This is a genomic window from Moraxella sp. HMSC061H09 (genome assembly GCF_001809255.1).
Lineage (GTDB): Bacteria > Pseudomonadota > Gammaproteobacteria > Pseudomonadales > Moraxellaceae > Moraxella > Moraxella catarrhalis.
Genome location: NZ_KV796840.1, coordinates 80,437 through 106,257 on the forward strand (window position 1 = coordinate 80,437; position 25,821 = coordinate 106,257).

23 protein-coding genes and 1 pseudogene are annotated in these 25,821 nt (G+C 41.9%); 9 read left to right on the forward strand and 15 right to left on the reverse strand.

What is annotated here, in order from left to right; all coding sequences use genetic code 11:
* Window positions 1-1,044: pseudogene (locus HMPREF2573_RS09550) on the reverse strand (cell surface protein); the annotation flags it as partial.
* 352 nt (window positions 1,045-1,396) lie between these two features.
* Window positions 1,397-2,443 (reverse strand): tRNA (adenosine(37)-N6)-threonylcarbamoyltransferase complex transferase subunit TsaD, encoded by a 1,047-nt coding sequence (tsaD, locus tag HMPREF2573_RS03505; protein WP_003657801.1) that lies wholly within the window; start codon window positions 2,441-2,443, stop codon window positions 1,397-1,399.
* Between the two features lie 385 nt (window positions 2,444-2,828).
* On the opposite strand from tsaD, the gene HMPREF2573_RS03510 reads away from it, so the two are divergent.
* Window positions 2,829-5,054: an NADP-dependent isocitrate dehydrogenase gene (locus tag HMPREF2573_RS03510; RefSeq protein ID WP_070472571.1), complete on the forward strand. Its 2,226-nt coding sequence runs from the start codon at window positions 2,829-2,831 to the stop codon at window positions 5,052-5,054.
* A 178-nt stretch (window positions 5,055-5,232) separates the two neighbouring features.
* Here HMPREF2573_RS03510 and HMPREF2573_RS03515 read toward each other — a convergent pair whose 3' ends face one another.
* The 4 genes from HMPREF2573_RS03515 to hemH all read right to left on the reverse strand — a co-directional run bounded on the left by HMPREF2573_RS03515 (window position 5,233) and on the right by hemH (window position 8,040).
* A complete protein-coding gene (locus tag HMPREF2573_RS03515; protein WP_070472574.1) occupies window positions 5,233-6,033 on the reverse strand; it encodes an AOC03_06830 family ribosome hibernation factor in 801 nt (266 codons plus the stop codon).
* Window positions 6,034-6,035: 2 nt separating this feature from the next.
* Window positions 6,036-6,341 (reverse strand): hypothetical protein, encoded by a 306-nt coding sequence (locus HMPREF2573_RS09555; RefSeq protein ID WP_065248957.1) that lies wholly within the window; start codon window positions 6,339-6,341, stop codon window positions 6,036-6,038.
* A gap of 474 nt (window positions 6,342-6,815) precedes the next feature.
* Entirely contained in the window at window positions 6,816-7,016 is a 201-nt protein-coding gene (locus HMPREF2573_RS03525) for a hypothetical protein (protein ID WP_003671647.1), read from the reverse strand.
* A 58-nt stretch (window positions 7,017-7,074) separates the two neighbouring features.
* The gene (gene hemH / locus HMPREF2573_RS03530; protein ID WP_003672865.1) at window positions 7,075-8,040 is read right to left on the reverse strand and encodes a ferrochelatase; all 966 of its coding nucleotides are present in this window, start codon (window positions 8,038-8,040) and stop codon (window positions 7,075-7,077) included.
* A gap of 531 nt (window positions 8,041-8,571) precedes the next feature.
* Between hemH and lipA the strand changes: the two genes are divergently transcribed.
* The 3 genes from lipA to dapD all read left to right on the forward strand — a co-directional run bounded on the left by lipA (window position 8,572) and on the right by dapD (window position 11,704).
* On the forward strand, window positions 8,572-9,636 hold the full coding sequence (lipA, locus tag HMPREF2573_RS03535; protein WP_070472577.1) for a lipoyl synthase: 1,065 nt from the start codon (window positions 8,572-8,574) through the stop codon (window positions 9,634-9,636).
* Window positions 9,637-9,795: 159 nt separating this feature from the next.
* On the forward strand, window positions 9,796-10,734 hold the full coding sequence (locus tag HMPREF2573_RS03540; RefSeq protein WP_003662036.1) for an alpha/beta fold hydrolase: 939 nt from the start codon (window positions 9,796-9,798) through the stop codon (window positions 10,732-10,734).
* A gap of 148 nt (window positions 10,735-10,882) precedes the next feature.
* The gene (gene dapD, locus HMPREF2573_RS03545; RefSeq protein WP_003671975.1) at window positions 10,883-11,704 is read left to right on the forward strand and encodes a 2,3,4,5-tetrahydropyridine-2,6-dicarboxylate N-succinyltransferase; all 822 of its coding nucleotides are present in this window, start codon (window positions 10,883-10,885) and stop codon (window positions 11,702-11,704) included.
* Window positions 11,705-11,920: 216 nt separating this feature from the next.
* On the opposite strand, the gene HMPREF2573_RS03550 is transcribed toward dapD, so the two are convergent.
* The 5 genes from HMPREF2573_RS03550 to HMPREF2573_RS03570 all read right to left on the reverse strand — a co-directional run bounded on the left by HMPREF2573_RS03550 (window position 11,921) and on the right by HMPREF2573_RS03570 (window position 16,725).
* On the reverse strand, window positions 11,921-12,706 hold the full coding sequence (locus tag HMPREF2573_RS03550; RefSeq protein ID WP_003658855.1) for a tRNA threonylcarbamoyladenosine dehydratase: 786 nt from the start codon (window positions 12,704-12,706) through the stop codon (window positions 11,921-11,923).
* Window positions 12,699-13,538, reverse strand: a complete 840-nt coding sequence (locus tag HMPREF2573_RS03555) for a TatD family hydrolase (protein WP_070472580.1) — start codon at window positions 13,536-13,538, stop codon at window positions 12,699-12,701. Before HMPREF2573_RS03555 ends, HMPREF2573_RS03550 begins: the two co-directional genes overlap by 8 nt.
* Window positions 13,539-13,649: 111 nt before the next feature.
* Window positions 13,650-14,699, reverse strand: coding sequence for a 5'-nucleotidase (locus HMPREF2573_RS03560; RefSeq protein ID WP_003657791.1), 1,050 nt, complete (start codon window positions 14,697-14,699; stop codon window positions 13,650-13,652).
* Window positions 14,700-14,780: 81 nt separating this feature from the next.
* Window positions 14,781-15,323, reverse strand: coding sequence for a pilus assembly FimT family protein (locus HMPREF2573_RS03565; protein WP_003657790.1), 543 nt, complete (start codon window positions 15,321-15,323; stop codon window positions 14,781-14,783).
* Window positions 15,307-16,725, reverse strand: a complete 1,419-nt coding sequence (locus HMPREF2573_RS03570; protein ID WP_003658852.1) for an FAD-binding oxidoreductase — start codon at window positions 16,723-16,725, stop codon at window positions 15,307-15,309. Before HMPREF2573_RS03570 ends, HMPREF2573_RS03565 begins: the two co-directional genes overlap by 17 nt.
* Window positions 16,726-17,580: 855 nt before the next feature.
* Here HMPREF2573_RS03570 and recA point away from each other — a divergent pair.
* Window positions 17,581-18,630, forward strand: a complete 1,050-nt coding sequence (gene recA, locus HMPREF2573_RS03580; protein WP_003658848.1) for a recombinase RecA — start codon at window positions 17,581-17,583, stop codon at window positions 18,628-18,630.
* Between the two features lie 45 nt (window positions 18,631-18,675).
* Entirely contained in the window at window positions 18,676-19,572 is an 897-nt protein-coding gene (locus HMPREF2573_RS03585) for a regulatory protein RecX (protein ID WP_003663592.1), read from the forward strand.
* A 29-nt stretch (window positions 19,573-19,601) separates the two neighbouring features.
* Here the strand turns inward: HMPREF2573_RS03585 and HMPREF2573_RS03590 are convergent, their stop codons facing one another.
* From HMPREF2573_RS03590 to HMPREF2573_RS03605, 4 genes are all read right to left on the reverse strand, one after another.
* Window positions 19,602-20,546 carry a PHP domain-containing protein gene (locus HMPREF2573_RS03590; protein WP_003663593.1) on the reverse strand — a complete coding sequence of 315 codons (945 nt, stop codon included), beginning with the start codon at window positions 20,544-20,546 and terminating at the stop codon, window positions 19,602-19,604.
* A 45-nt stretch (window positions 20,547-20,591) separates the two neighbouring features.
* Complete coding sequence (gene ftsZ, locus HMPREF2573_RS03595) at window positions 20,592-21,713, reverse strand: cell division protein FtsZ (protein WP_003657782.1); 1,122 nt, start codon at window positions 21,711-21,713, stop codon at window positions 20,592-20,594.
* A gap of 201 nt (window positions 21,714-21,914) precedes the next feature.
* On the reverse strand, window positions 21,915-23,213 hold the full coding sequence (gene ftsA, locus HMPREF2573_RS03600; protein WP_003663595.1) for a cell division protein FtsA: 1,299 nt from the start codon (window positions 23,211-23,213) through the stop codon (window positions 21,915-21,917).
* A 68-nt stretch (window positions 23,214-23,281) separates the two neighbouring features.
* Window positions 23,282-24,004 (reverse strand): cell division protein FtsQ/DivIB, encoded by a 723-nt coding sequence (locus HMPREF2573_RS03605; RefSeq protein WP_226889819.1) that lies wholly within the window; start codon window positions 24,002-24,004, stop codon window positions 23,282-23,284.
* Window positions 24,005-24,370: 366 nt separating this feature from the next.
* Here HMPREF2573_RS03605 and HMPREF2573_RS03610 point away from each other — a divergent pair, with 366 nt between their 5' ends.
* The 3 genes from HMPREF2573_RS03610 to HMPREF2573_RS03620 form a co-directional block, all read left to right on the forward strand.
* Window positions 24,371-24,997, forward strand: a complete 627-nt coding sequence (locus HMPREF2573_RS03610) for a DedA family protein (protein ID WP_003657779.1) — start codon at window positions 24,371-24,373, stop codon at window positions 24,995-24,997.
* The gene (locus HMPREF2573_RS09715) at window positions 24,987-25,181 is read left to right on the forward strand and encodes an HAD hydrolase family protein (RefSeq protein ID WP_003671642.1); all 195 of its coding nucleotides are present in this window, start codon (window positions 24,987-24,989) and stop codon (window positions 25,179-25,181) included. The genes HMPREF2573_RS03610 and HMPREF2573_RS09715 overlap by 11 nt, the downstream gene beginning before the upstream one ends.
* A gap of 28 nt (window positions 25,182-25,209) precedes the next feature.
* The coding region (locus tag HMPREF2573_RS03620) for an HAD-IIB family hydrolase (RefSeq protein WP_255360629.1) at window positions 25,210-25,821 on the forward strand (612 nt) is incomplete at its 3' end.

The window sequence follows — 25,821 nt, forward strand, 5'->3', positions numbered from 1 at the left end:
TTTATTTAGAGCGTCAATCGCTTCGGTTTGCTGTTTGGCATAGGCATCTTGTAGCTCATTGTAAGCGGCCAGATCTTCGATGTTTTGTGTATTCTCAGAGCTTGCTTTATTTAGAGCGTCAATCGCTTCGGTTTGCTTTTGAGCATACTGGTCTTGTAGCTCGTTGTAAGCGGCCAAATCTTGGATGTCTGTTTGGTTTTGAGCAATGTCAGCTTGGTTTTTAGCGATATCTGCTTTTTGATCAAGCAGGCGACCGCTTAGATCCAACAAACCTTCTTCGACATTGCTTTCAAGTGCTTTGATGTCTTTTGTAAGATCTGCTTTTTGATCAATGAGGTGACCGCTTAGCTCCAACAAACCTTTTTCGACATTGCTTTCAAGTGTTTTGATATCAGAGCTATGCTGATCTTGCTGTTGTGCCAGCTCATAGATATGCTCAATATTATTTTGTACTTCTTTATTAAGGTATTGTACAGATTCTTCATTTGCCAAAATTCTCTCACCATTCCGGTATATTGTTTTACCATGTTGAGTGAGGCGTTCTGTAACCTGATGGTCAAAATCATAAAGATCATCGATGTCCTTTTGAATACCGTTTGCATACGAACTTGTAGCAACATCTTCTGCAGTAGCGATTTTGGTGGTGACAGAATAAACTTTTCTTGGCTCCTTACCATCCAATTTATAATCTACTTTATAGACAGGTTTACCATTCTCATCCAAAGGAATGATTGTATCACCTTCTTTAAAGCCATTAAGCAGCTGCTCATGAAGCATTTTATTAAATAATAGGCTATCAGGAACTAATCCTTCATCATCAGAATAAAATTTCAATTGATCGCTATTGCTTTGTAAATCAGACACTATAGAAGTATCTCCGACCACCACATTATGGTAGTGCTGTTTAGCTAAAGGTTTGTCTAAAAAGATATTCGGAAAAAATCGTTCCACTAATTGTGCATTCGCAGTAGATGCCGCACCCAAGCCAACAACCAGGGCACTGGTTACAGCGATTTTTAGGGGGAGAAGTTTCATGGTTTTCATTTAGCACTCTCTTTTGGTGGTTAAGTCATCACATCAGTCATCACGGTGAAATAACTGATGCCTAAAAAGCAGATAAACGATATCATCGGTAGCAGGCAGAAAGCATCAGTGGACAGATAAAAGACAGAGTTTTATCTATCTATCTATCTATCTATCTATCTATCTCTTTTACTGGCATAAATGGAAAAATCTCTATCATATCCATTTAGGTTACAGTATAGCAAGGCTTTATCAAAGTATCAACACCAAATTAGATATAAGTTACATAAATAATACCCAAACCCTACTTTCAATATGGTATTTTTGGCATGTATCAACCGTTTGTACGATTTGGTTGGTATGATTGATGTGGCTATCTATGAGCCGATACGCCAAGCGTTGTCATATCCCATCGGGGAATACAGCGAACCGCCAAGTCATCCGACTGTCCACGGCTTAGCCGACAAAAGCCAGCATAGGCGATCATCGCACCATTATCCGTGCATAGCTCGGTCGGGGCATAGTACACCGACGCATCGATTTGGCGGAGCGTCTCGGTCAGGGTGCGGCGTAGTGTCTGATTGGCAGAGACGCCCCCTGCGACCACCAGCTGGCGAATGCCTGTCATCTGTAGTGCCTTGGTGCATTTTTTGACCAAAGTATCCACCACCGCATACTCAAAGCTTGCGGCGATGTCTGCTCGTGTGGCGGGGTCGCTTTGGGCGTTTGGTGTGTCTTTGATGAGATTATGAATGGCGGTTTTCATGCCACTGAACGAAAAATCCAGCCCTTTATGCTGCATCGGTCTTGGCAGCTCATAGGCGTGTGGGTTGCCGTTTTTGGCTAATTTTTCGATATTTGGGCCACCAGGATAGGGCAGTTTGAGCATTTTTGCCGTTTTATCAAAACATTCGCCCACCGCATCATCGATGGACTCGCCCAATATCTGATACACGCCCACACCATCGGCACGCACCAGCATGGTATGACCGCCCGACACCAGCAGGCACACAAACGGAAAGCTTGGGGGGTCATCACTGGCCAATAGTGGTGCTAACAGATGCCCCTCCATATGATGCACCCCAACCGCTGGCACGCCCAGCCCATACGCCAGCGTCCGCCCAAATAATGCCCCCGTCATCAATGCCCCAATTAGCCCAGGCCCTTTGGTATACGCCACCGCATCAATGTCGGATTTGGTGATATTTGCCTGATCCAACATCTCATTAAATAACGGCACAAGCTTACGAATGTGGTCTCGACTGGCAAGCTCAGGCACGACACCGCCATAGGTGGCATGTAGATTAATTTGGCTATATAAAACCTGAGACAGCACGCCGCCACGACCGCCATTCATCGTACTATCATAGATGGCAAGCCCTGTTTCATCACAAGATGTCTCCAATCCCAATACTTTCATGACGCATTCTCAATGATTATTATTTACTGACTATTTATATGACTTACTATTATAGCACATATCGGCTATCGCACCTATCGGCAGACGCCACAAAAAACACGGCTGTGGGCATTGTCATGACACTATTGTCATGACATATTATCATTAACATAGTGTAGTTATCATATGATTTTTATCATTTAAGTGAATTATTCAAACAAACTTGATACACAACCGTATTTTTATCCAAACTATTAAAATGATCTGATAATCTTATCATCTTTTATCATGAATACGCCACTTTTGTTTTTGTACTTTTGTTTTTGTAAAGTAGGCAAAACAAGCAAAGTATGGCATAATACCGACGATTGTAACCAAATCTTATGTTGACATTCAAGGAGTTTGTATGAATAAATCTACCATTATCTACACCCATACCGATGAAGCCCCAGCCCTTGCCACGCATTCGCTACTTCCCATCATTCGTGCGTTTGGTGCAACCGCTGGCGTGGATTTTGTGACCAGTGATATCTCTTTGGCAGGTCGCATTTTGGCGGCTTTTCCAGAGTATCTCACCCAAGAGCAGCAAACCCCTGATGCCCTAGCCCAACTTGCCGAACTGGTCACCCAGCCTAAGGCCAATATCATTAAACTGCCCAATATTTCGGCATCCATGCCCCAGCTGCTGGCTGCCATCAAAGAGCTTCAGGCGAAAGGCTATCAGCTGCCAGACTATCCAACCAACCCCCAAACTGACCAAGAAAAAGACATTCAAAAACGCTACGATAAAATCAAAGGCAGTGCGGTCAATCCTGTTTTGCGTGAGGGCAACTCTGACAGACGCGCCCCAAAAGCGGTCAAAAACTTCGCCAAAAAATATCCGCACAGCATGGGGCAATGGAGTAAAGACAGCCAATCACATGTGGCAACGATGAATGGCGGTGATTTTTTTGCTAACGAGCAATCCAAAACTGTGGCGGATGCCACAACAGTTTCTTTTATATTTACAGACACCCAAGGCAACCAAAGCCAGCTTCGCAAGCCTCTGGCACTAAAATCAGGTGAGATCATCGATGCGACCATGATGAGCAAAAAAGCCTTGCTAAGCTTTTTAAAAGAGCAAGTCCAAGACGCCAAACAAAAAGATGTGCTATTTTCCCTACACATGAAAGCTACGATGATGAAAGTGTCTGACCCCATCATCTTTGGTCATGCGGTGCGTGTGTTCTTTGCCCCTGTATTTGAGCAATATGGCGATAAGCTGGCAGAAGCTGGCATTAATGTAAATAACGGCTTTGGCCATCTTTTGGCAAATCTTGATAAATTAGACGCTGATACACGCACAGGTGTCACAGATGCCATCGCACAAGCCTATGCGACCAATCCAGATATCGCCATGGTAGACAGCGATAAAGGCATCACCAACTTACATGTACCAAGCGATGTGATCGTCGATGCGTCGATGCCTGCGATGATTCGTAATTCAGGTCGTATGTGGGATAAAAATGGCAACGCCAAAGACACCAAGGCCGTCATTCCTGATAGCAGCTACGCCCATGTGTATCAAGCGGTGATCGATTTTTGTCGTGAGCATGGTGCGTTTGACCCAACCACGATGGGCAGTGTCCCTAATGTGGGGCTGATGGCACAAAAGGCAGAAGAATATGGCTCGCATGATAAGACTTTTGAGATTGAGCATGATGGTACCGTTGAGCTGATTGATGATCATGGCACGGTGCTTAGCTCTCATACCGTAGAAGCAGGCGATATTTGGCGTGCTTGCCAAACCAAAGATGCCGCTGTCAAAGATTGGGTAAGCTTGGCGGTGAATCGTGCTCGCCTAAGTGGCACGCCTGCCATTTTTTGGCTGGATAAAAACCGTGCCCACGATGCTGAGCTAATCAAAAAAGTTCATCACTATTTGGGCGATTTGGATACCGATGGCTTAGATATCCAAATTCTACCGCCTGCCGATGCGTGCTTGGCAAGTCTTGAGCGTATGAAACAAGGTCTAGACACCATTTCGGTAACGGGTAATGTGTTGCGTGATTATAATACCGACCTATTCCCAATCCTAGAGCTTGGTACTTCTGCTAAGATGCTATCTATTGTACCTTTGATGAATGGTGGCGGTATGTTTGAAACGGGTGCTGGTGGCTCAGCACCCAAGCATGTACAGCAGTTTAACGAAGAAAATCATTTGCGTTGGGACAGCTTGGGCGAATTTTTGGCGTTGGCGGTGTCATTTGAGCATTTGGCACAGACCACGAACAACGCCAAAGCACAAGTCCTAGCAGAAACGCTTGACCGTGCAACCGAAAAACTGCTACTCAATGACAAATCACCAAAACGCAAAGTCGGCGAGCTTGACAATCGTGGCAGTCATTTTTATTTAGCCATGTATTGGTCACAAGCGCTGGCAGCCCAAAACAGCGATACCGCCATGGCGGATAAATTTGCCCCCATCGCCAAAGCCCTAAGCGATAATGAAGACACCATCGTCGCCGAGCTTAATCAAGTTCAAGGGCAATCTGTTGATATCGGTGGCTATTATGCCCCTGATTTTGCCAAGACTGCAGCGGCAATGCGTCCAAGCCAAACGCTTGAGCAAATCCTAGCACAGCTTCACTAAGCATTCGCCATCATCAAAAAAATATCCCAGTTTTGGGATATTTTTTTTGGGTTTATCAGATTAATAGTCATAGATTAAATAGATTAAATAGATTCAATAGATTATGATGGCATTAAAAAATCCCCATATCACATGGGGATTTTTAAGCAGTTTAGCAACTTAGCCAATCCGTCATCGATTAATAACGAGTCATCAAAGCAATCGGCTCTTTTTCGTTCATTTGCTCACGAGGTACAAAGACGACCTCACCGCCATTATGATCAACCAATTCGATGATTTCGGCAACGGCATCATCATTTACGCCATCATCGGTTGCATCTTCGGCAACCAATAAAGTTGCGTTTTGTTCATCGATGGTGGCAGGTACGCCATAACCTTGGCGAACAAGTAAGGTAACCGCATTACCCTCAACGGCAGAACGATAGATTTGTTGTAGGTCTGTGCGAACCATTTTTTCGTTACGAGCTTTTTCAAGTTCACCTTGGGCAGTTTCGTAACGAGTTTTACGCTGATTTTCAACCAGCTTTTGAACGCCATCGATGATCTCTTGGGCATTGCCATCTTTAAGATGTGGCAGGTTATCAACCTTACCCAAAATGATTGATGAATTATCGCACACTTGCTCATAAAATCCCAAAGTGCGTGAATCACCCACCAAAATGACAGGCAGTGGCGATGCGTTGTAGATACGCTGTAAGCTTTTATCCACACGATTCATAAACTCTTTGAGATAGCTGTGGTCATCTGATGAGCCTGTACGGTCTGATTTACTGCCTGTTGGTAATGTGGTATTTTTGATGGGGAATGCCAACTCATCATGGACTTCTTGGCGTGGACTGTCGCCCACCACTTCTTTAATCAAAGTGCCGTTCGTGCCAACCAATAGGCGAGCGTTTTCGCTGGTAACAACCAGCACATAATAATTCACCGCCTCTGACAAATCACGCATCAAATCACGAGTAGCGAACTTATTCCCCAAAATTACACGCTCTTTGGCATCAAAAGGCAGACGAAGTATGGTCGCTTCTGACTCAGTTGCAAAAATTGCCAGCGTACTAGATTATCGTTGTGGTCAAGCTCATCTGTCTGAGCGGTAATATTCACCAAGATGGCGTCAGCGGTGCGTTTATCATGCTCTTCGGTAATACGGTCTTCGGCAACTTTGAGCTGATTTTTTAGAGCAATGGCATCTTGTTCATTTTCAGGGTGAGTGCGGTGCGTTTTGACAAAAATACTTACCGCAGAATTGGCTTGGGTTTGTTTGAGCTGTTTTAGTGTTGCTTTCATTATGATGTTCTTCTATTTGATAAAAGCTTAGATTAAACAAATTAAACTAAACAAATTAAAGTAAATATATCCATAAACTATCTTAATATCAGATAATTTTTAGTATAATAACTTTTTAAAATCAATTCAAAGTCAAGCCTGCTTGGTTTTGTGAGATTTTTACCATCGGTGCGTTATTTTATGTTATCTAATCCTGTTCCTTAAAACCTATCTAAACCTACCCAAAGGCAAATTTAGCGTTTAATTTCTACTTCAATGTTGTTTACCTTATTCATTTAAACTTGGACTTACATCAACTCCATAGACTAACACGGTAGAACCTACCGCTTGTTTATATTAAGATTTGATTAGATATTTTGAAACCCTTTTTGGTTTGTTGCAATTGCCCAATACCCTTGCTTATGTTTTTAATAAGCCCTAACTGTAGGGCATAATCAAGCATTATATTATGAAAATATCCAAAAATTTTATAAGTTATTGATTTTTATTAATATTATAATGATTACGCAGTATGTCTTTAATAAAAGCGTTAAAAGATTTTGTTTCATTCTGCAACGCTTGAATGATGTCAGCATCTTTTTCATTATGAAGTTGCAATGATTTAGTTGTTGTGTGCTTTTTTCGATAATTTGCGTTTGCACGCAATACATAATCGGGGGTTTTATTTTTGCTCATTTTATACTCCAATCCAATCTTTAGCCTAGTATGATAGATGCTTGATATATAAGATACTTTATATATATTGTTTGACAAGTTCCGCCATCATTTGGATATGCAGCTCATCGGTGTTTAGGGCTGGAATATAGTCATACGTCCGCCCACCTGCTTGCAAAAAATTGCCTTTATTTTCAACCGCAAGCTCCTCAAGTGTCTCAAGGCAATCGGCTGAAAATGCTGGGCTGATGACTTGTACCGAAAGTCTGGCCGCTCCCCATTCACCAAGCAGCTCATCGGTATAAGGTTTTAGCCACTCTTGGGCACCAAAACGAGACTGAAAACTCATCGCCCACTCATTGATAGACAGCCCCAAGCGATCTGCCAAAAGAACGGCGGTTGTACGGCATTGTTCAGGGTACGGATCGCCCTTATCGGCATATGGCTTAGGAATGCCATGAAAGCTCATCAAAAGCTTATCGGCACGCCCATGCACCGCCCAATAACGCTCAACAGACTGTGCCAATGCCTCAATATATGTCGGGTGATTGTGATATTCTGTGATGAAATGAAGCTCAGGCAGCTGTCTTTTGTGCAATAACAGTTTGGCAATCTTATCAAAGGCGGCGGCGGTTGATGTGGCAGAATATTGCGGAAACAGTGGCAATACAATCAAAGATGATACCCCGTCGGCCAGTAAATCCTCTATCACCGATTTAATCGAAGGATTGCCATAAGTGGTTGCAGGATAAACAGGGGTTTTTATGCCTTGCTGGCTTAATAAATCCTGCAAATCTTTGGCTTGATTTTTGAGTATGACCAATAACGGTGAGCCATCATCCATCCAAATGCTGGCATAAGCATGTGCCACACGCTTAGGTCTGGTGGTTAGCACAAAACCAGTTAAAATCACCTGCCAGATTAATTTGGGGATTTCAATCACACGAGTGTCGCTTAAAAATTCTTTTAAATAGCGGCGTACCGATTTGGGCGTTGGGGCGTCTGGTGTGCCCAGATTCACTAAAATAATGGCGGTTTTTTTCATAAATCAAAGATACCATTCATCAATCAAGGATAAGTCTTCAAAGCAAGCGTTTTGAGTGTTTTGAGCATTTAATCACTCAATCAAAACCGCCCAATGAAAACTCTGATAATTACATCTGATAATTAAACATTCTAGGATAATTAAACATACTAATTTAAGTCATCATACCGCTTGATTTTATCACCTTTAACACAAAAAATCTTGATACATTTTAAAAACCGTGATTGAATGAATATATCACAGATGTTTAAAATATTGGTTGAAATACCTGTTTTGGCATATTTATTTAAGATATCTTTTTAAAATACTGTTTTAAAATGGTTCTGCTTGAATTTATGGTCAACCAGACTCATTAACGAGCCTGGGTGCGATTTAACTTTACGCTTAACAAGTACCTGAATTTGGCGTATAATAGGCATATCATACAAGTATTATCCCCAAAATAGATATCAAAATTGGGTCAATAAAAGCACCAAATACGCACCAACAACCGAACCATAACAATAGATATCATTAATCATTAGGCAAACCATGACCGTCCAAACCTATACCCCAAGCCCAAACCCTACCCCCAAAAAAGCCGTACAAGGCGAAAAATTGCGTGGCTATGACAAAGTCGCTCGCATTCCCATCAAGGTCATTCCCACTGTTGAGACCCCCAAAAAGCCCGACTGGATTCGTGTTAAATTATCCAGTCCTGCCGAGGTGGAACGCATCAAAGGCACACTGCGTAAGCAAAAACTCTACACCGTCTGCGAAGAAGCTGCCTGCCCCAATCTGCCCCAGTGTTTTGGGGACGGTACCGCCACTTTTATGATTATGGGGGATATTTGTACACGCCGTTGCCCATTTTGTGAAGTGGCACACGGACGCCCAAACCCACTGGACAAAGATGAGCCAAAACACACCGCCGAGACGATACTCGGGCTTGGGCTAAAATATGCCGTCATCACAAGCGTGGACAGAGACGATTTAAAAGATGGCGGTGCTGGGCATTTTGTGGATGTCATTAACGAATCAAAAGCCCTTAGTCCAAATTGCTTGATTGAGATTTTGGTGCCTGACTTTCGTGGGCGTGAACAGGTTGCACTGGATTTATTAACCCAAACCGCCCCTGATGTTTTTAATCATAATATTGAGACCGTGCCACGCCTTTATAAGGCATTTCGCCCCGGCTCAGACTATGAGCATTCTTTGAGCTTATTAAAACAATACAAAGCACGCCGACCTGATGTCGCCACCAAATGTGGATTTATGGTTGGGCTTGGCGAGACCGAAGATGAGGTTTATGCCTTGCTTGACGACCTAAAAGCCCATGATGTGGACATCATCACCATTGGGCAATACCTTGCCCCCAGTAAAAACCACGCTCCTGTGGACAGATATGTACATCCTGATGAGTTCGCCCGTTATACCGAATATGGCAAAAAGCTGGGCTTTTTTAACATTTGGGCAAATCCGATGGTGCGTTCAAGCTACTTTGCCGACCGTCAGTATTATGGTGAAGATTGCCCGCCGCCTGTGCGTAGCTCAAAAGTCCTTGCCGAAGAGAAATTGGCAAAGGCAGAGCGTGGCGAAAAAGTTGGGTGTTTTTGATTGTCATAAAATTGGGGTTTAATGCCAATTTTTATCCATGCTTTAAAGATGAGATGGCAGCTTTTTTACAATTTTTGTCAAACAAATCATGTTATAAGTCAAAATAAGTCAAAAGCCAAAAACTCATCAATCACCAATTTAGTATTAGCCAACATCACCATGACCCAAATTATCCTATCATCCAACCAAATCCACCGCCTGCATCATGCGTTTTTTGTGCCACAAGGTGAAATAAAAGCCACTTTGCTTATCGTGCATGGCATGAGTGAGCATGGCGGTCGTTATGCTGATTTTGCAAGGTTTTTGGCGGATAATGGTGTACTTGTGGCAACTTATGACCAGCTTGGGCATGGGCAGACGGTCAAGGACAAATACGAGCTTGGTTTTTTTGACGAAAAACACCCCGTCCAAACCCTGTGTAAAGATGTCATCATCATGGCGGATAAATTAAAAGACAAGGCACGCACGCTCACCTCCCGCCCAGTCCCCCATTATATCATGGGGCATTCGATGGGGTCATTCATTGTGCGAACGGTACTGACCCATCACAGTACACGCTTTGATGGCGTGATACTCATGGGGACAGCAGACAGTTTTGGACTGCTCAATCGCATGAGTTTGGTGAGCTTTGGGCTATTAAATCAGCTGTTTGCCAAACAGGTGAACCAAAAGGCTGCTCATCTGATGAATCATGTTTTACTCTCCCAGCTTCGCTCGCCCATCAGTGCCTCACCATTTGCTTGGCTTAGTGAAAATATTGATGCCGTCAGAGCCTTTGAAACAGATCCGCTGACAGGATTTGCCTTTACCAATAATGGCTGGATGACTTTATTTGCTTTGATGCAGCGTGCCATGCGTCCTGATTGGTATACCAATATGCCAAGCAATTACCCAATTTTATTAATCAGTGGCAATAATGACCCCGTAGGCAATATGGGTCAAGACATTCAAACACTACAAGAAAAACTGATACATGCCAACTGCTCGGTCAGTGTTCAACTTTATCCTAATATGCGTCATGAGCCACTGCATGAAAAACAAGCACAAAAAGTCTTTGTGGACATCTTAGCTTGGATTGAGCGTCATCTAAGAGTTTAGTCGGTCATCATGTATTTTTATGACTGATTTTAACCCCTAATTTAACCCATACCCTAATTTAACCCATAAATGTCGGCTTAAGCGTTTTTTGTGCTTTAAATATGCTAAAATAAGCAAACCATTTATGATGAATTTTTGAGGAGTGATTATGTCAACACTTGCAACTATCATTGAAACGGCTTTTGATGACCGTGCCAATTTCACCGCCCAAACCGTCAGCCCAGAAATTCGTGCGGCTGTTGATGAGGTGATTGAAGCGTTGGATAATGGCTCTTTGCGTGTTGCCCAAAAAATTGATGGCGAGTGGGTTGTTCACCAATGGGTCAAAAAAGCGGTATTATTGTCCTTTAAAATCAATGACAACAAACCTATGAATGCAGGTGAATTGGGTTTTTATGACAAAGTGGACACCAAATTTAATGGCTGGACAGAAGAAGATTTCAAAAATGCAGGCGTGCGTGTCGTTCCCCCTGCGGTCGCTCGCAAAGGTTCATTCATCGCCAAAGATGTGATACTCATGCCATCTTATACCAACATCGGTGCTTATGTGGATGAGGGGACGATGGTAGACACTTGGGCAACCGTTGGCTCATGTGCCCAAATTGGCAAAAATGTTCATCTATCAGGCGGTGTGGGTATTGGCGGTGTGTTAGAGCCACTGCAAGCAAACCCTACCATCATCGAAGATAACTGCTTTATCGGTGCTCGCTCTGAGATTGTTGAGGGGGTCATCGTTGAGGAAGGTTCGGTCATCTCCATGGGCGTGTACATCGGTCAATCCACACGCATTTATGACCGTGAAACTGGCGAGATTTTTTATGGCCGTGTGCCAGCAGGTTCGGTTGTGGTGCCGGGCAATTTGCCAAGCCCATGTGGAAAATATGGCCTATACGCCGCCATCATCGTCAAAAAGGTGGACGCCCAAACACGAGCCAAAACCAGCCTAAATGACTTATTACGCACCGAGTAACTTTGGTTTTATCCAGTGATTGTTATGTTGGTTTTAATCAAAACCAACATAACTTAGGCGTGATACACTTATTATAGCTGATTATTTATGACTGATTATGGTCAATACTATATCAGCCAACGCCATGGATTTGACCTTAAAAATAACGCTTGGCTGATTTTATTTGATTATCAGCGTCTGCTTTGATGATAACACTTAGTATCTTTTTAGCATTGTTTAGTGAGTACTGATGATTTTTAGTGCTTCACCAACCATCAGCATACCCACAGTTGCAGTGATTACCACAGCAGAGCCAAATCCCCCACAATTTAGATGGGTTTGGCAAAGGTTATTGGTTAGCTTTGGTGGCTCATCAGAATATACACAGCGTAACCCAAACTTTTCTTTATGGCTAGTGCCGATGCCTTTTTCTCGCAATTTTGAGCGTAATCTGGCCAATAGCGGATCTTGAGTAGTATCCCTTAAATCAGCCACACCAATTCTGGTTGGGTCAATTTTTGCACCTGCACCGCCTGCAATGACGCATTTAATTTTATTAAACCGACAATGTAAGGCAATGGCAAGCTTAGCAGACATATCATCCACACAATCTAGCACGATGACCGCCCTGCCTTCAGCTTTTAATGCTGCCACACGAGCACGATTGGGTAAGATGGTCTTGATATTATCGACCGTCAAAAACTCATCAATACAGTCAAGTTGTACCCTTGGGTTAATGCCACGCAGGCGTTCTGCCATCACTTCAATTTTATTTTCGCCCAGTGTTTGGCTTAGTGCAGGCAATTGGCGATTGATATTACTTTCGACCAAGACATCCATATCAACCAAGACAATTTGCCCGATGGCTGTTCGTGCCAAACCCTCGGCCACCCACGAACCCACACCGCCCACACCAATGACATAAACAATGGCTTTGGCAAATTTATCATGATTTTGTTGCCCATACAGTGTACTTACCCCCATAAAGCGGCGGTCATAATCCATTTGTATCGTATCAGTCATATCTCCAATCCATACGCAGTGCATCACAGCTATTTTTCCAAAGCTGATTTGCTAATAATTGTTTATCATAATTAAATAATTCAGACAGCTCATCTAGCACACAATGCAAGTGAGCAGGTTCATTAAATTGTCCCAAATGCGAGTAAGGCAACGGCATCATATCAGGACAATCCGTCTCAATCACAAACGCCTCAATACCATACTTATCAAAAACCGCTTTCACAGACCGACGCAACTTTTTGGCATTTGGATTGGTAATCTGACCTGTAATACCAAGCTTAAATCCGTGTTTTACAAAAGCCAATGCCTCTTGTTCTCCGCCGCTAAAACTATGGGCAATGCCACCCCTGTCATGAGCATGATAATTTTGCTCAGCCAAAATTTTTAAAACATCGGCATGATTTTTACGGATGTGTAGCAAAATGGGCAAGTCATACGCTTTGGCAAGCTGAATTTGCTCAACAAAAAATCGTTTTTGTTTTTGAAAAATGTCGGGTTGTTTTAGCGACTTAGCATAAGTATCCAACCCAATTTCACCCATAGCGATGGTCGGATAATTATTAAGATAATCTTCTAAAATACCCAAATCATCATCATGCTGTTCATTGATATACAACGGATGCAGTCCAAAAGCCAAATGTGATCTTGGTGCGTGTTTGAGTGCATTAATGGCTTGATTGACCAAAACCATGCGTTCAAAATATTTTGCCAAATAGCCAATTAATAGCAAATGCCGTACGCCATTTTTATCAGCGTTTTGGGCAAATTGCACGCGCTTATCATCGTATTCTGGGATATCAAAATGCGTATGTGTATCAATCAGATTTATCATAATATTTTGGTAAAATTGTCTTATTAGTAGTAGGCTTAGTACTTTGTCGTAGTAACATAGTCATCGTAGCGATGATGGCAAGCTTAATTAAAAGATGTTGATATGACTGTGTCATGACGATGTCTTGGGTTTTTTGGGTTTAATGGGAGTAAATGCCCGATCTTCCATATCAGGGATTGCTTGAGGTGCTAGAATATTTAGCTGAGATTCAGAATGATAAGGCACAAGTGCTGATGGTACAACTGAGCGTGCAGCATCAATATGCTTGATCGAATCATCAAAAAAGATATGCGGTGCAAATGTTTTTAGCACATTGGTCTTATCAAGACCACCCAAAAAAAATGCCATATCCACCGTGACACCCCACTGCCTTAGGGTTTTGATGGCACGCATATCAGCAGGTGCATTGCGTGCTGTTACCAGTGCGATGCGAATTGGATTGTGTGGCGCATCGGTCGATTGGTTGGGTAATTTGGCTTGTAATTTGGATAATTTGATCAAAAAATCAGCATACGGCCCTTTTTCAATCGGCAAATCTGCCATTTCGGTTTCTCGTGCATGAAAAGCATACAAACCTTCTTGCTTAAAAACCAGCTCGCCTGAATCATCAAACAATACTGCATCGCCATCAAAAGCAATGCGAAGCTGATGACTGTCGAGCTTATCAATACTGATCGGTGTTGCATCAAGTACCGCACACGCACAAATTTTGGCATCTACAACTTGCTGAGCGTCTTTATGATTGGTCGTCAAAAACAAATCAACATTAAAATCCTTGATATAATCTGCAACCAAATCACCTGAAATAAATGCCGAGCGAGTAATCCCGAGACCATAGGCACGAATCGAATTAAGCACTTGAATGCCAATATCAGGTGATGATTTGGAGACAATCACCACCTCAACGTAGGGCGACTCAATGTGATATTCCATCGGTGGCTGATGTTTATTAAGATTGAGCAGTGCTTCAATCAAAGGATAGCCTGAGCCTTTATCTAAGATCTCATTTTCACGCACCTGCTGGTATGCTTGAAATTTACGCGCGGCGGTATCTTTATCTTTGGCAACCAATTCAGCCAGCTTGGCTTCATTTTTTGCCAAATCAAACAAAGCTGTCGCCGAAATTGCGACAATTAGGGTATTTGAAAAATCGACCGCCATAAATTGCCTTCTTGGTTACTATTTCTCTGCCATTTTAGCACAGCTTTGTTTGGGAGTTGATGAATGATTGTATGTCTTAAGCTAGCAGCCGAGCTTGGTAACATCACCATTTTCGATTCTACTCAAACCATGCATATTAATCGTTGTTTGGTGACTCAATGCAGCATCGCCATTAAGCGAACAATAACGCACATTACCCATGTATCCACGAGGCTTTGCATTATCGCCCATGAACTTAATATAATGCCGATGTAGTGCCACAGTCATTGATAACATGCCATATTTTAGCTCAAATGATTCTTTTAACACCAAAGCATCACTGTCATCTTTGCGATTGTTTTTATTTTTGTCAATAAACACCATCAAACCAGACTGCCCAAATCTATCGCACACACCCAAGGTGTTAATTGGGCAAATGATGACATCTTTTTGGTGCAAAGCCGACTCAATCTTGGCTCGTCGGAGTGCTTCTTGAACATACCGACCCACCATTTGAGACTCATAACGACGCATGAGCGAGTCATAGGCTGGTATAGCAATCATGCCAATGATTACCAAGATACTAAGAACAACCAATGTCTCAATCAGTGTGAAACCTTGCTGAGTGTTAGGCCTTTGATTCATTAGTGGATATAGTATTATCGCCAAGGTCAAACCAAATCTTACCAGGATTCATGATGCCTCGAGGGTCAATGGCTTGCTTAATCGCCTGCATGACACCGATGGCAGCACCATGTTCTTTTTGCATATATTTACGCTTGCCTTGTCCGATCCCGTGCTCACCTGTGCAAGTACCGCCCATTTCAATTGCACGCACCGCCAAACGCTCAAGGATTTCTTCAGCCTTTTGTCGCTCTTCATCATTGTTTGTATCAACAAGCAGTAGCACATGAAAATTACCATCACCCACATGACCGACAATTGGTGCAAGCATACCTGACTTTTGGATATCGGCTTGGGTTTGTGTCACACATTCTGCCAGTCGAGAAATTGGCACACATGCATCGGTTGACAGTCCACGCGCCGTCGGTCTAAGCGCACAGGCAGCATAATACGCATGATGGCGAGCACTCCACAGTTTTTTGCGTACTGCTTCATCACTGCCCCACTCAAAATCACTGCCGCCAAAGTCTTCGATGATTTGCTCAAATAAAGTCGCCTGCTCTGCCACGCTCTGCTTAGTACCATGAAATTCTACAAATAAGGTGGCTTTTTCGGGCAATGATAAGCCTGAATACTGATTACATGCACGAATCTGAATCGGGTCAAGCAGCTCAATACGAGCAATTGGCAAACACATCTGAATGGTGGCAATGGTCGCCTGACAAGCCGTATCAATGCTTGGAAAATGACAAGTACCACTCCCAATCACTTCAGGTTGCCCAAATAGCTTAACCGTCACCTCTGTGACAATGCCAAGCGTCCCTTCAGAACCAACAATCAAACGCGTCAAATCATAACCAGCCGATGACTTTTTGGCTCGTGTGCCTGTTTTGATGATTTCACCCGTTGGTAATACCACCTCCAGCGATAAAACCACCTCTTTCATTGTCCCATAGCGAACAGCATTTGTGCCTGATGCTCGAGTAGCGACCATACCACCAATGGTTGCATTCGCTCCAGGGTCAAGCGGAAAGAATAACCCTGTTGCACGCAAATAGTCATTGAGTACTTCTCTGGTCATGCCTGCTTGTACGGTCGCCGTCAGATCCTCTTCATTAATCGCAACAATTTCATCCATCTGCGACATATCAATACAAAGTCCGCCATACGGTGCATTTAGCTGACCCTCCAATGATGAGCCGATACCAAATGCGATAACAGGCATATGGTGTTCATAACAAATCTTGATCGCATCTGCCACATCGTACTTATGCTTGGCAGTCAAGACCGCATCAGCAGGCTGATTAAGCAGCCAAGTCGTCGTATGTGCGTGCTGCTCACGGGTGGTCATATTGGTTGAAAGCTGATCACCAAATCGTGATTGAAGTTTGCTTATTGCTTCTGAAAATCTTATCTGCGTCATCGAGTCCATCCCATGTTGCAAGCGTGTCTTATCAAATGCTCTTAATTGTTATCAAAAATTTACAATCATTGTACCACATTTTTAATTTTATAAGGCCAGTTCATTTGGTTCAATTTTTGGTTGAATGGATAAAATTGAACCACATTAATCCCTTAAAATCAGCCCAATAATACTGATAAAAACTTGTGAAACTTATCGACTTGTCAAACAATATTCTAAAAATTTTCTTAATAAATATGACGATAAGTTGTTTATCAAATCCCCAAAAATTTTCCAAGTCTGCCAAATCTGACCTTCATAAACCCAAAAAACTTTTCCACAAAAGCTGTGGATAACTTTCAAAAATACTTGATAGATCGCAGCGATAAGCATGTATTTACAATGCCTTTATAGGAATTGATTAAAATTTGAACAATGCCAATTTTAGATATTTTTATAATATCAATCAATGGCTTATACACATGATATGATAGATAAAATCACAATCACAAAAATCAGGCACATTGTTTGTATTGATGTGCTGGCTTTGATGTTTCACAATGATTTGACATATTTCATGGATAAGATGGCAGATGGTTTTTTATCAGGTCAAATTTTGGATAAAAAATATTTTTGCGGTCGCTTTTTTATCGAAAGTTTAATTAAAATAAACCCCCAAGCTCACAACCATGATTGTTAAACAATTCATTTAAAATGACACAACTGACACACAAAATATTTTTAGGATAAACCACCATAAAAAAGGCAGTTATGCTATAATTAGCGATAAATTTAGTAACATGATTGTCAAGCTTGTCAGCGTAATTTTTTCAGCGAAATTGCAACAGGGCAATCATATTAATTCTAGGAATATCTATGGACGAAAATAAAGAAAAAGCACTCAAAGCCGCCTTGGCTCAAATTGAAAAACAGTTTGGTAAAAATACCATCATGCATTTGGGTGATGAAACAGCCAAGCTTGATGTGGATGTGGTCTCAACAGGTTCGCTTGGGCTTGATATTGCATTGGGTATCGGTGGCTTGCCAAAAGGTCGAATTATTGAGATTTTTGGGCCTGAAAGCTCTGGTAAAACCACACTGACCTTACAAACCATTGCCGAGTGCCAAAAGCAAGGCGGTACTTGTGCCTTTATTGATGCTGAACATGCACTTGATCCGATTTATGCCAAAAAGCTTGGCGTCAATATTGATGATTTGCTTGTCTCGCAGCCTGACAATGGCGAACAGGCACTTGAGATTGCCGATATGCTCGTACGCTCAGGTGCCATTGATCTGATTGTCGTAGACTCGGTGGCTGCTTTGACTCCAAAAGCTGAAATTGAAGGTGAAATGGGCGACAGCCACATGGGTCTGCAAGCACGCTTGATGAGCCAAGCACTGCGTAAAATTACTGGCAACGCCAAGCGTTCAAATTGCATGGTGATTTTTATTAACCAAATCCGTATGAAAATTGGCGTCATGTTTGGCAGTCCAGAAACGACCACAGGTGGTAATGCCCTAAAATTCTATGCCTCTGTGCGTCTTGATATTCGACGCATTGGCTCTGTCAAAGATGGCGATGAGATTATTGGTTCAGAAACACGCGTCAAAGTCATCAAAAATAAGATGGCACCGCCATTTCGCCAAACCGAATTTCAAATTATGTACGGTGAGGGCATTAACCGCCTAGGCGAGGTGATCGATTTGGGTGTTGATATTGGTGCTGTTGGTAAGTCAGGTGCTTGGTACAGTTATGGTGATGGTAAAATTGGTCAAGGTAAAGCCAATACGGTCAAATATCTGCAAGAAAATCCTGCCATTGCCAGCGAAATCGAAGCCAAAGTTCGTGAGAGTAAATTAGCCACAGTCACACCCATCGTAGAATCAGATGAGCCTGAAGAGCATTTAGAAGATGATAATTTCTAATCACTCATCATGACAATCAAGACCTTATCCGAAGTTCTAGCAGAAATGGGCGAATCGCCTGTTTCTGCTGATAATCATCAAATCCAGGTACTTGATGAAACCAATTTTTATCAACTCACCACAACCAAGCCGCCAAAGCTTAACCGTTTGCCAAAAAATAATACCTTAAAAAAACCAAGCCAACCAAAATCTTTAGTGACCGCATCAAGTCATGACACAGCCCCAATCAGTCATACGCCCACAGATAAAACACAACCACCAAAAGCCCTAAAAAACCAAAAACCCAAATCTTTATCCAAATCCCAAATTGGCGAATTATTAAAACATGCTCAAGGCGGTCAAGATTCTATTGCCATGCCTAAAAAACTTGCTGACAGCCTTAGTGATGTTGCCATTGAACCATTAATACAAACTGACAAGGCAACCAATTATTTACGCTGGCTTGCGTTTTATTATTTATCACGGCGAGAAATGTCACAGCATGAATTACAAAAAAAACTGCTTGCCAAAGGCTGCGAACCTCAAGCGGTGGAGGATTTGTTACAAGAATTTGCTCACAAAGGCTATCAATCAGATGAACGCTTTGCTATGATGCTCGTTCGTGAAAGTATCCGAAAAGGTCGTGGAAAAAACCACATTCTACAAGTTTTAAAGTCTGCCAAAGTCAACTTGCCTGAGAGTGTTGATAGCATTGACCAACTGATCCAGCAAGCTGGAGCAGACTCATTGACCGATGGCACTATTCTTACTTGTGATGAATCAGAGACGGTCAATTGGCTTAAGCTGGCTGTTGAGGTGCGTACACGCAAATATGGAGATACTATCCCAACAACACCCAAGGATAAAGCCAAGCAGCTGAGATTCTTGCAGTATCGAGGTTTTGAGTTTTGGGTTTGCCTTGAGGCACTGAAATTATCTTTAGCGGATTTTCAAGAAGCTTAAAGCCTATAATAGATGGTCATCATAATCTATCAGTATATTTCACCAAACCGCTCCCAGATGCCTATTTGGTTATCGCTCTTCACTGCCGTTGAGCCAAGCTTTCGCCATGGCATCGTGTCGCCATGAAAATCGCTACCAAGTGATATTGCCAAACCATGTTTAGCAATTGTACGGCCAACCATCTCAATACAACTTAATGGCTCATGATTTGGCAATTCACAGCCATCGCCACCATATTGAGCAAAATCACTGATGAGCCTTTGCGTGCGTGTTGCAGATAGTTTATACCGTGTTGGATGAGCAAGCACAGCCAAGCCGCCACACTCATGAATAAGTGCAATCGCATCTGCCATGCTGATGGTCTGTATGGGTACATAAGCTGGTTTATTGTCTGCTAAATATTTATCAAAGGCAGCCTGCACACTAGACACATAGCCCAATTCATACAAAACTTGACCAATGTGTGCACGCCCAACAGCACGAGCATTACCATCTGCTTTGATTAGCACCTTTTGCCACAAATGCTCAAAAAGTACAGGCTCTTCATCAGGATGATTCATCAATAAACTGGCAAGTTTTTGGGTCATTTGTCGTCCACGCAGATGTCGGCTGTCTTGTAGTGATTGCAGTGCTTCATTCATCTTGAGTGTATCCGAAAAATTCAGTGCAACAACATGGATAATTTTATCAATTTCTTGATGCTTACCATAGCCCCCAGATAAGGTATGGGTGCAACTGACTTCTACCCCTCGAATCAGCTCCACGCCGACCATTTTAGCAGTCTGTTTGGCTTCATCCAATCCTTTGATTGTATCATGATCGGTTAATGCCGCCATCTGAATGCCTGCCAAAGCGACTTTTTTAATCAATTCTGTTGGTGTATTAGTACCATCAGAGCAAGTACTGTGCATGTGCAGGTCTATTTTTTTCATAATCCAAATTCCCAATTCATCATCAACTGGCATCATTAACATTAAAAAAGCCCCGCCATATGGGCAGGACTTTGGTTCTATCATAAATCAACTATTTTTTTGTTGCTCTCTTTGCAAAAAAGTACCAACACTGATCGGCTTTGGTACACCTTGGCGTGGAATGGAGGCTTGCTGATTTTCTTCTGCCAATGCACTTGTATGCGTTCTTAATGTTTCTTGCTTATTTCCTGATAATTTGACTGGTACTGCCCGCTCATTAACCGTCAGACCTGTCGCAACGACCGTCACATGAATCTCATCTTCCATATCAGGATCTTCTACCAAACCATAAAATACATGTGCATCTTCATCCATCATGCCCTCACCAATGGCAACGATAGACATCACCTCATCCATACTCACACCAGAACCGATGATATTAATAATCAAGCCTTGGGCATTTCTTAGATTGAGATCATCAAGTAAAGGAGAGCGAATGGCTTTTTCCATCGCTTCAGAGGCACGATTAGTACCGCTAGCACGGCCGATACCCATCATCGCATGACCTTTGGCACTCATTGCAGTACGCACATCCTCAAAGTCGATGTTAATCATACCTGGGTTTACGATGGTTTCAGTCAAACCATTTACCGCATGTAATAAAACATCATCCGCCTTTTTAAAAGCATCTACCATCGTCAAATTGCGATATGCTTGAGTCAGCTTATCATTAGGAATGGTAATGATTGAGTCTACATGTTGGGTCAAAGCATCAATGCCGTTACGAGCAGCAGCAGCTCGGCGTTTGCCCTCAAAACTAAACGGTGTTGTGACAACTGCAACCGTCAAAATGCCCATTTCTTTTGCAATGCGAGCAACCACAGGGGCTGCACCTGTACCTGTACCACCGCCCATACCTGCGGTGATGAATGCCATATTATAACCCTCGAGCATGGCACGGATTTCATCTTCATTGCTCTCAGCGGCATTACGACCAACTTCAGGGTTAGCGCCAGCACCCAAGCCGCGAGTTGCGTCCGCACCGATTTGGATTTTATTTGGTGCTGATAATTTATTTAGTGCTTGTAAGTCAGTATTGGCACAAACAAAAGTAATGCCCAAAACATTTTGGCGAACCATATGCTCAACAGCATTACCGCCACCGCCGCCAACACCAAAGACAATGATTCGTGCTTGACCATTGGTTTCTGGTTGAAATTCATCAGCCATTCCGTATTTCATAACCTAACTCCAAAAAATTGTTTTCAATAAAAGTATAGCACCATTGTACGCACAATCAGTACTTTTGGCAAGCTGTGCAAGCTGGTATTAGTAAATTTCACTAAAAAAACCTAGAAAAAGCCTAGAGGTTTTTGTGTTAAATTTAGACCAATATTGCAATCAATTGATTGATCATATCGGTCTAAAACTTTAAAAAACTCGCTTAATCCACGCAGTAAATTGTCCAAAAAGCTGGCTGATCATACTCACACGCTCAGTCATCCAAGAATCATCCAGTTCATCAGCTTCTTGGGTCTGCTGATCACGAGCATATTGAGCACTACCCATAAATAAAAGTGCACCGATCGCAGTATGTAGCGTATTATCGCACAGGTGCTTATTAAGTAGCTTAATATTATCGTCAGATAGACGCTCAGGATCCAATTTCACCCTTGGATTATTCGTAATTAGCCGTACTTTCATGCCGATATGGTTTCTTGTAAAATCAAGTAATCCATCCATAGACGAACCACCGCCTGCCAAGATAATTCCAGCATCCAAACTAACCAATAAAGATGCATCAATTTCATCAATGACTTTATCAAATAGCTTGCGATAGCGTGCCTCTATGACCTGATTTAGCTCTCGTCTGAGCATGGTTTTTTCGTGTTTGGTATGTCGTTTATAGGTCACCACAGCACCTGACGAATATTTATGACGATTCAATGTTCCTTCTTGTCTCTTAAAGCTGTCCGCGTCTGCAAGTAAAATACCGCACTCTTTGGCAATGTCCATATCCACGGTCACACCGCCCATATCCAAGCAATGGCTATAAATCAAAATACCATCTTTATAGATACACACCTTAGTCATGCCCGCACCAATATCAATAAAACAAACCCCCGCTTGTTTTTCATCCTCAGATAAGGCGTATTCAGCACCAGCAATCCCATCAAACAGACATGATGCAACCTGCAAATCATCTTGTTCAACCAAGCTGATCATCTGTTTTAACTGATTGGTTGGCATATCAATTACATGACTTGCCACACAAATTTTATCCGTCATCAACCCTTTGGCATCTTGGACATGATAATCTTCTAAAAAAATCAATTGGCGATTCATCTGAAACGGTGCACGGTCTTGGCTTATGATTTGATCAGACATCGCTTGAGTTGCTTGACGAATATGCTCTGGGGTTACCATACGATCAGCTGTATCGATATTAACCTCATTACTCATATTCTGCATATTCATCATGGCAGATGCCATGCACAAGACGGGTGAAATGATTTGTAAACCCGCCATATCGCTGGCCTCACGAACAGATTTATGAATTGCCGATAAAAGATATTCACGATGATCAACGCGACCACCAAAAAAAGCATCTGTGTGCGCCAAGCCGACAGCCGAAACCCTAAGGTGTTTTTCCAAACCTTTGGTTTCAAAATACCCAACCACTGTACAGACAGCCGTAGAGCTAATATGTATTACCGCTTGAAGAGTCACACGATTTCCTTAAACCACTTCAAAAAATGCCCAAATTGGTCAATGAGCATCAATTTATCAATAAAATATTAAGCTTGGTTACGCCAAGCGATTGCAAAACCATTCTTATATCTAAGATCCACAGAGTCAATGCGTCCAAAATCATTTGCCAAAGCACTTTGCAACTGTATGGCTAAATTGTACAATTTTTGCTCTGCATCTTCATGATCAACCATGATACGCATGCCATTATTAAATCGTATAATCCAAGTTTGACGAGGTGTCAAAATCAAATCCTGAACCTGAACATCTAAAGGCGCATACCAAGTATTGATCCGCTTAAGCTTTTGCATGATCTGCTGAGATTCGGTATCTTGCCCATGCAAATTAACCAAATTAGGATTCATCAGCTGACTGCTTTCGGCAGGCTCATACACGACGCCATCGGCATCAAGCAATCTATCACTACCAAAGTTAGCAATAGGTTTGCGTGCAATGACCGAAACAACCACGCCATTATTCCAATCACGCCGCACATTAGCAGATTCCACCCAAGTCAGCTGGCTGATAGTTTGGTGGATTTTTACCAAATCTGCCCCAAAAAATTGTACTTTACCAATCGGTTCAATAGCCTGCTGCAGTGCACCAAACTGCGATTTGGTTAGCTGATTTGGTTCTATAACAATGGGTTTAACTGTTTCATTATTTAATAAGTAGTTGGTCAACAACCCAAAAATTGCAATCAATACAATTATCATCAATGCAGAATGCCATGGCTTTACAGTCATTGTCTTCATAGAGATTTTAGTCACAAATTACGCCATTGATTATTAAATTTTTATCATCAATGAATTTTTGAATATTCTATTAATGCCTTATAGACAATTATGACGATCAGATTTTTGGTGGCAATAATGCTTTTGAATATATACGATCGTTGATAGAGTCATATTGAGATAAATTAGCGTATGTTAACGCATTTTATCGATAAGTGAAAGTAATAAATTCAAAAATATCCTAAAAATCTCATGATATTACATATAGTTACAATTTTTTACAAAAAAGCAAATAAGCAAAGAATACACACAAATCAAGCAACCCTTTATTGCACAACCCAACAACATCATCATGGAAAAAATGTTAAAATTTAAATATTTTAATATTTGTGAACGAGTACTATGGAACAAGTGAGTGAGTGGGTTTTGGTCATCATGGACAAGCTAGATTTGGTTGGTGTCAGTTTAATGATGTTTTTAGAAAATATATTTCCACCCATCCCATCAGAGCTTATTATGCCCGCTGCTGGATTTGCTGCAGCCACAGGTCAGATGAATTTATTTGCCGTCATCATTGCTGGCACAATTGGCTCAATCATTGGTGCCCTACCTTTATATTATATCGGTACAAAGCTAGACAAAGCGCGTTTGATACATTTGACAAATCGCTATGGTAAGTATTTTTTGATTACCGCCAATGATGTAAGCAATGCCCAAAAATGGTTCGATCGGCACGGTAAATCTGTCATATTTTTTGGACGAATGATCCCTGCGATACGCTCACTGATATCCATTCCAGCAGGTATGGCACACATGCCCTTATTGCCTTTTTTGATATTAACTGGATTGGGTTCCTTAATTTGGAGTGCGATTTTGGCATACGCAGGCTTTGTATTAGGAGCTAACTACCATAAAGTAGCCAACTATGTCAGTACCATCAGCCATTATATCATCATAGGTGCTGGGCTTATTATTTTATTCGTCAGTTATAAACGCATCAAAAAATTTTGGGGTACTCATGCTAAGTAAGTCTTATTCTTTACCTAAAATTATTTTCCTTGATATTGATGATACTTTATATATCAAAGACGAACAACGCATCCCGCAGAGTGTCAAACCTGCTTTACTCGCTCTAAAAAATCAAGGTGTACTGCTTGCAATTGCCACAGGTCACACTTGGGATTATACCCATCGAAGTACGCAAGCTGATTGATGAGGTTGGTATTGACTACCTATTAACCATGAATGGTCAATACAATGAATTCGCTGGTAAAAAATTATTCGATTTTCCATTGCAATATCAGCAAGTTAAAAAGATATTAGAAGTATTTGAGCATCATAACATTGCCACTGCATTTATGACAAGGGCTGAAATCTTTTGTTTCAATCAGAATCACAATTTGAAAACTGCTTTAGGTGCATTGGACATCACACCACAACCAGCTAATAAAGAAACTTTTGATTTTTATCAACCCATTTATCAAATCTTAGCATTTTATGAAGATCATGAAGCCGAGAAAATCATTCTACCACCTGACATTAAAACAACTCGTTGGCATCGGTACGCTGTAGATGTATTGGATTATCAAAGTTCAAAAGCACGCTCAATAGCAAGACTATTAAATCAGCTAAATATCTCCAAATCAGGGGCGGTAGCTTTTGGAGATGACTTAAATGATATGGAAATGTTTAAGTTGGTGGGAACAGCCATCGCTATGGGTAACGCACATCCCATTTTAAAACAACATGCTCATATTATTTGCCCACGCCATGATCAAGATGGCATTGAAAAAAATTTTAAAAGCGCTAAACTGGACTTAATCAACCCCCAAACAAAACCCCCCTTTGCTTCT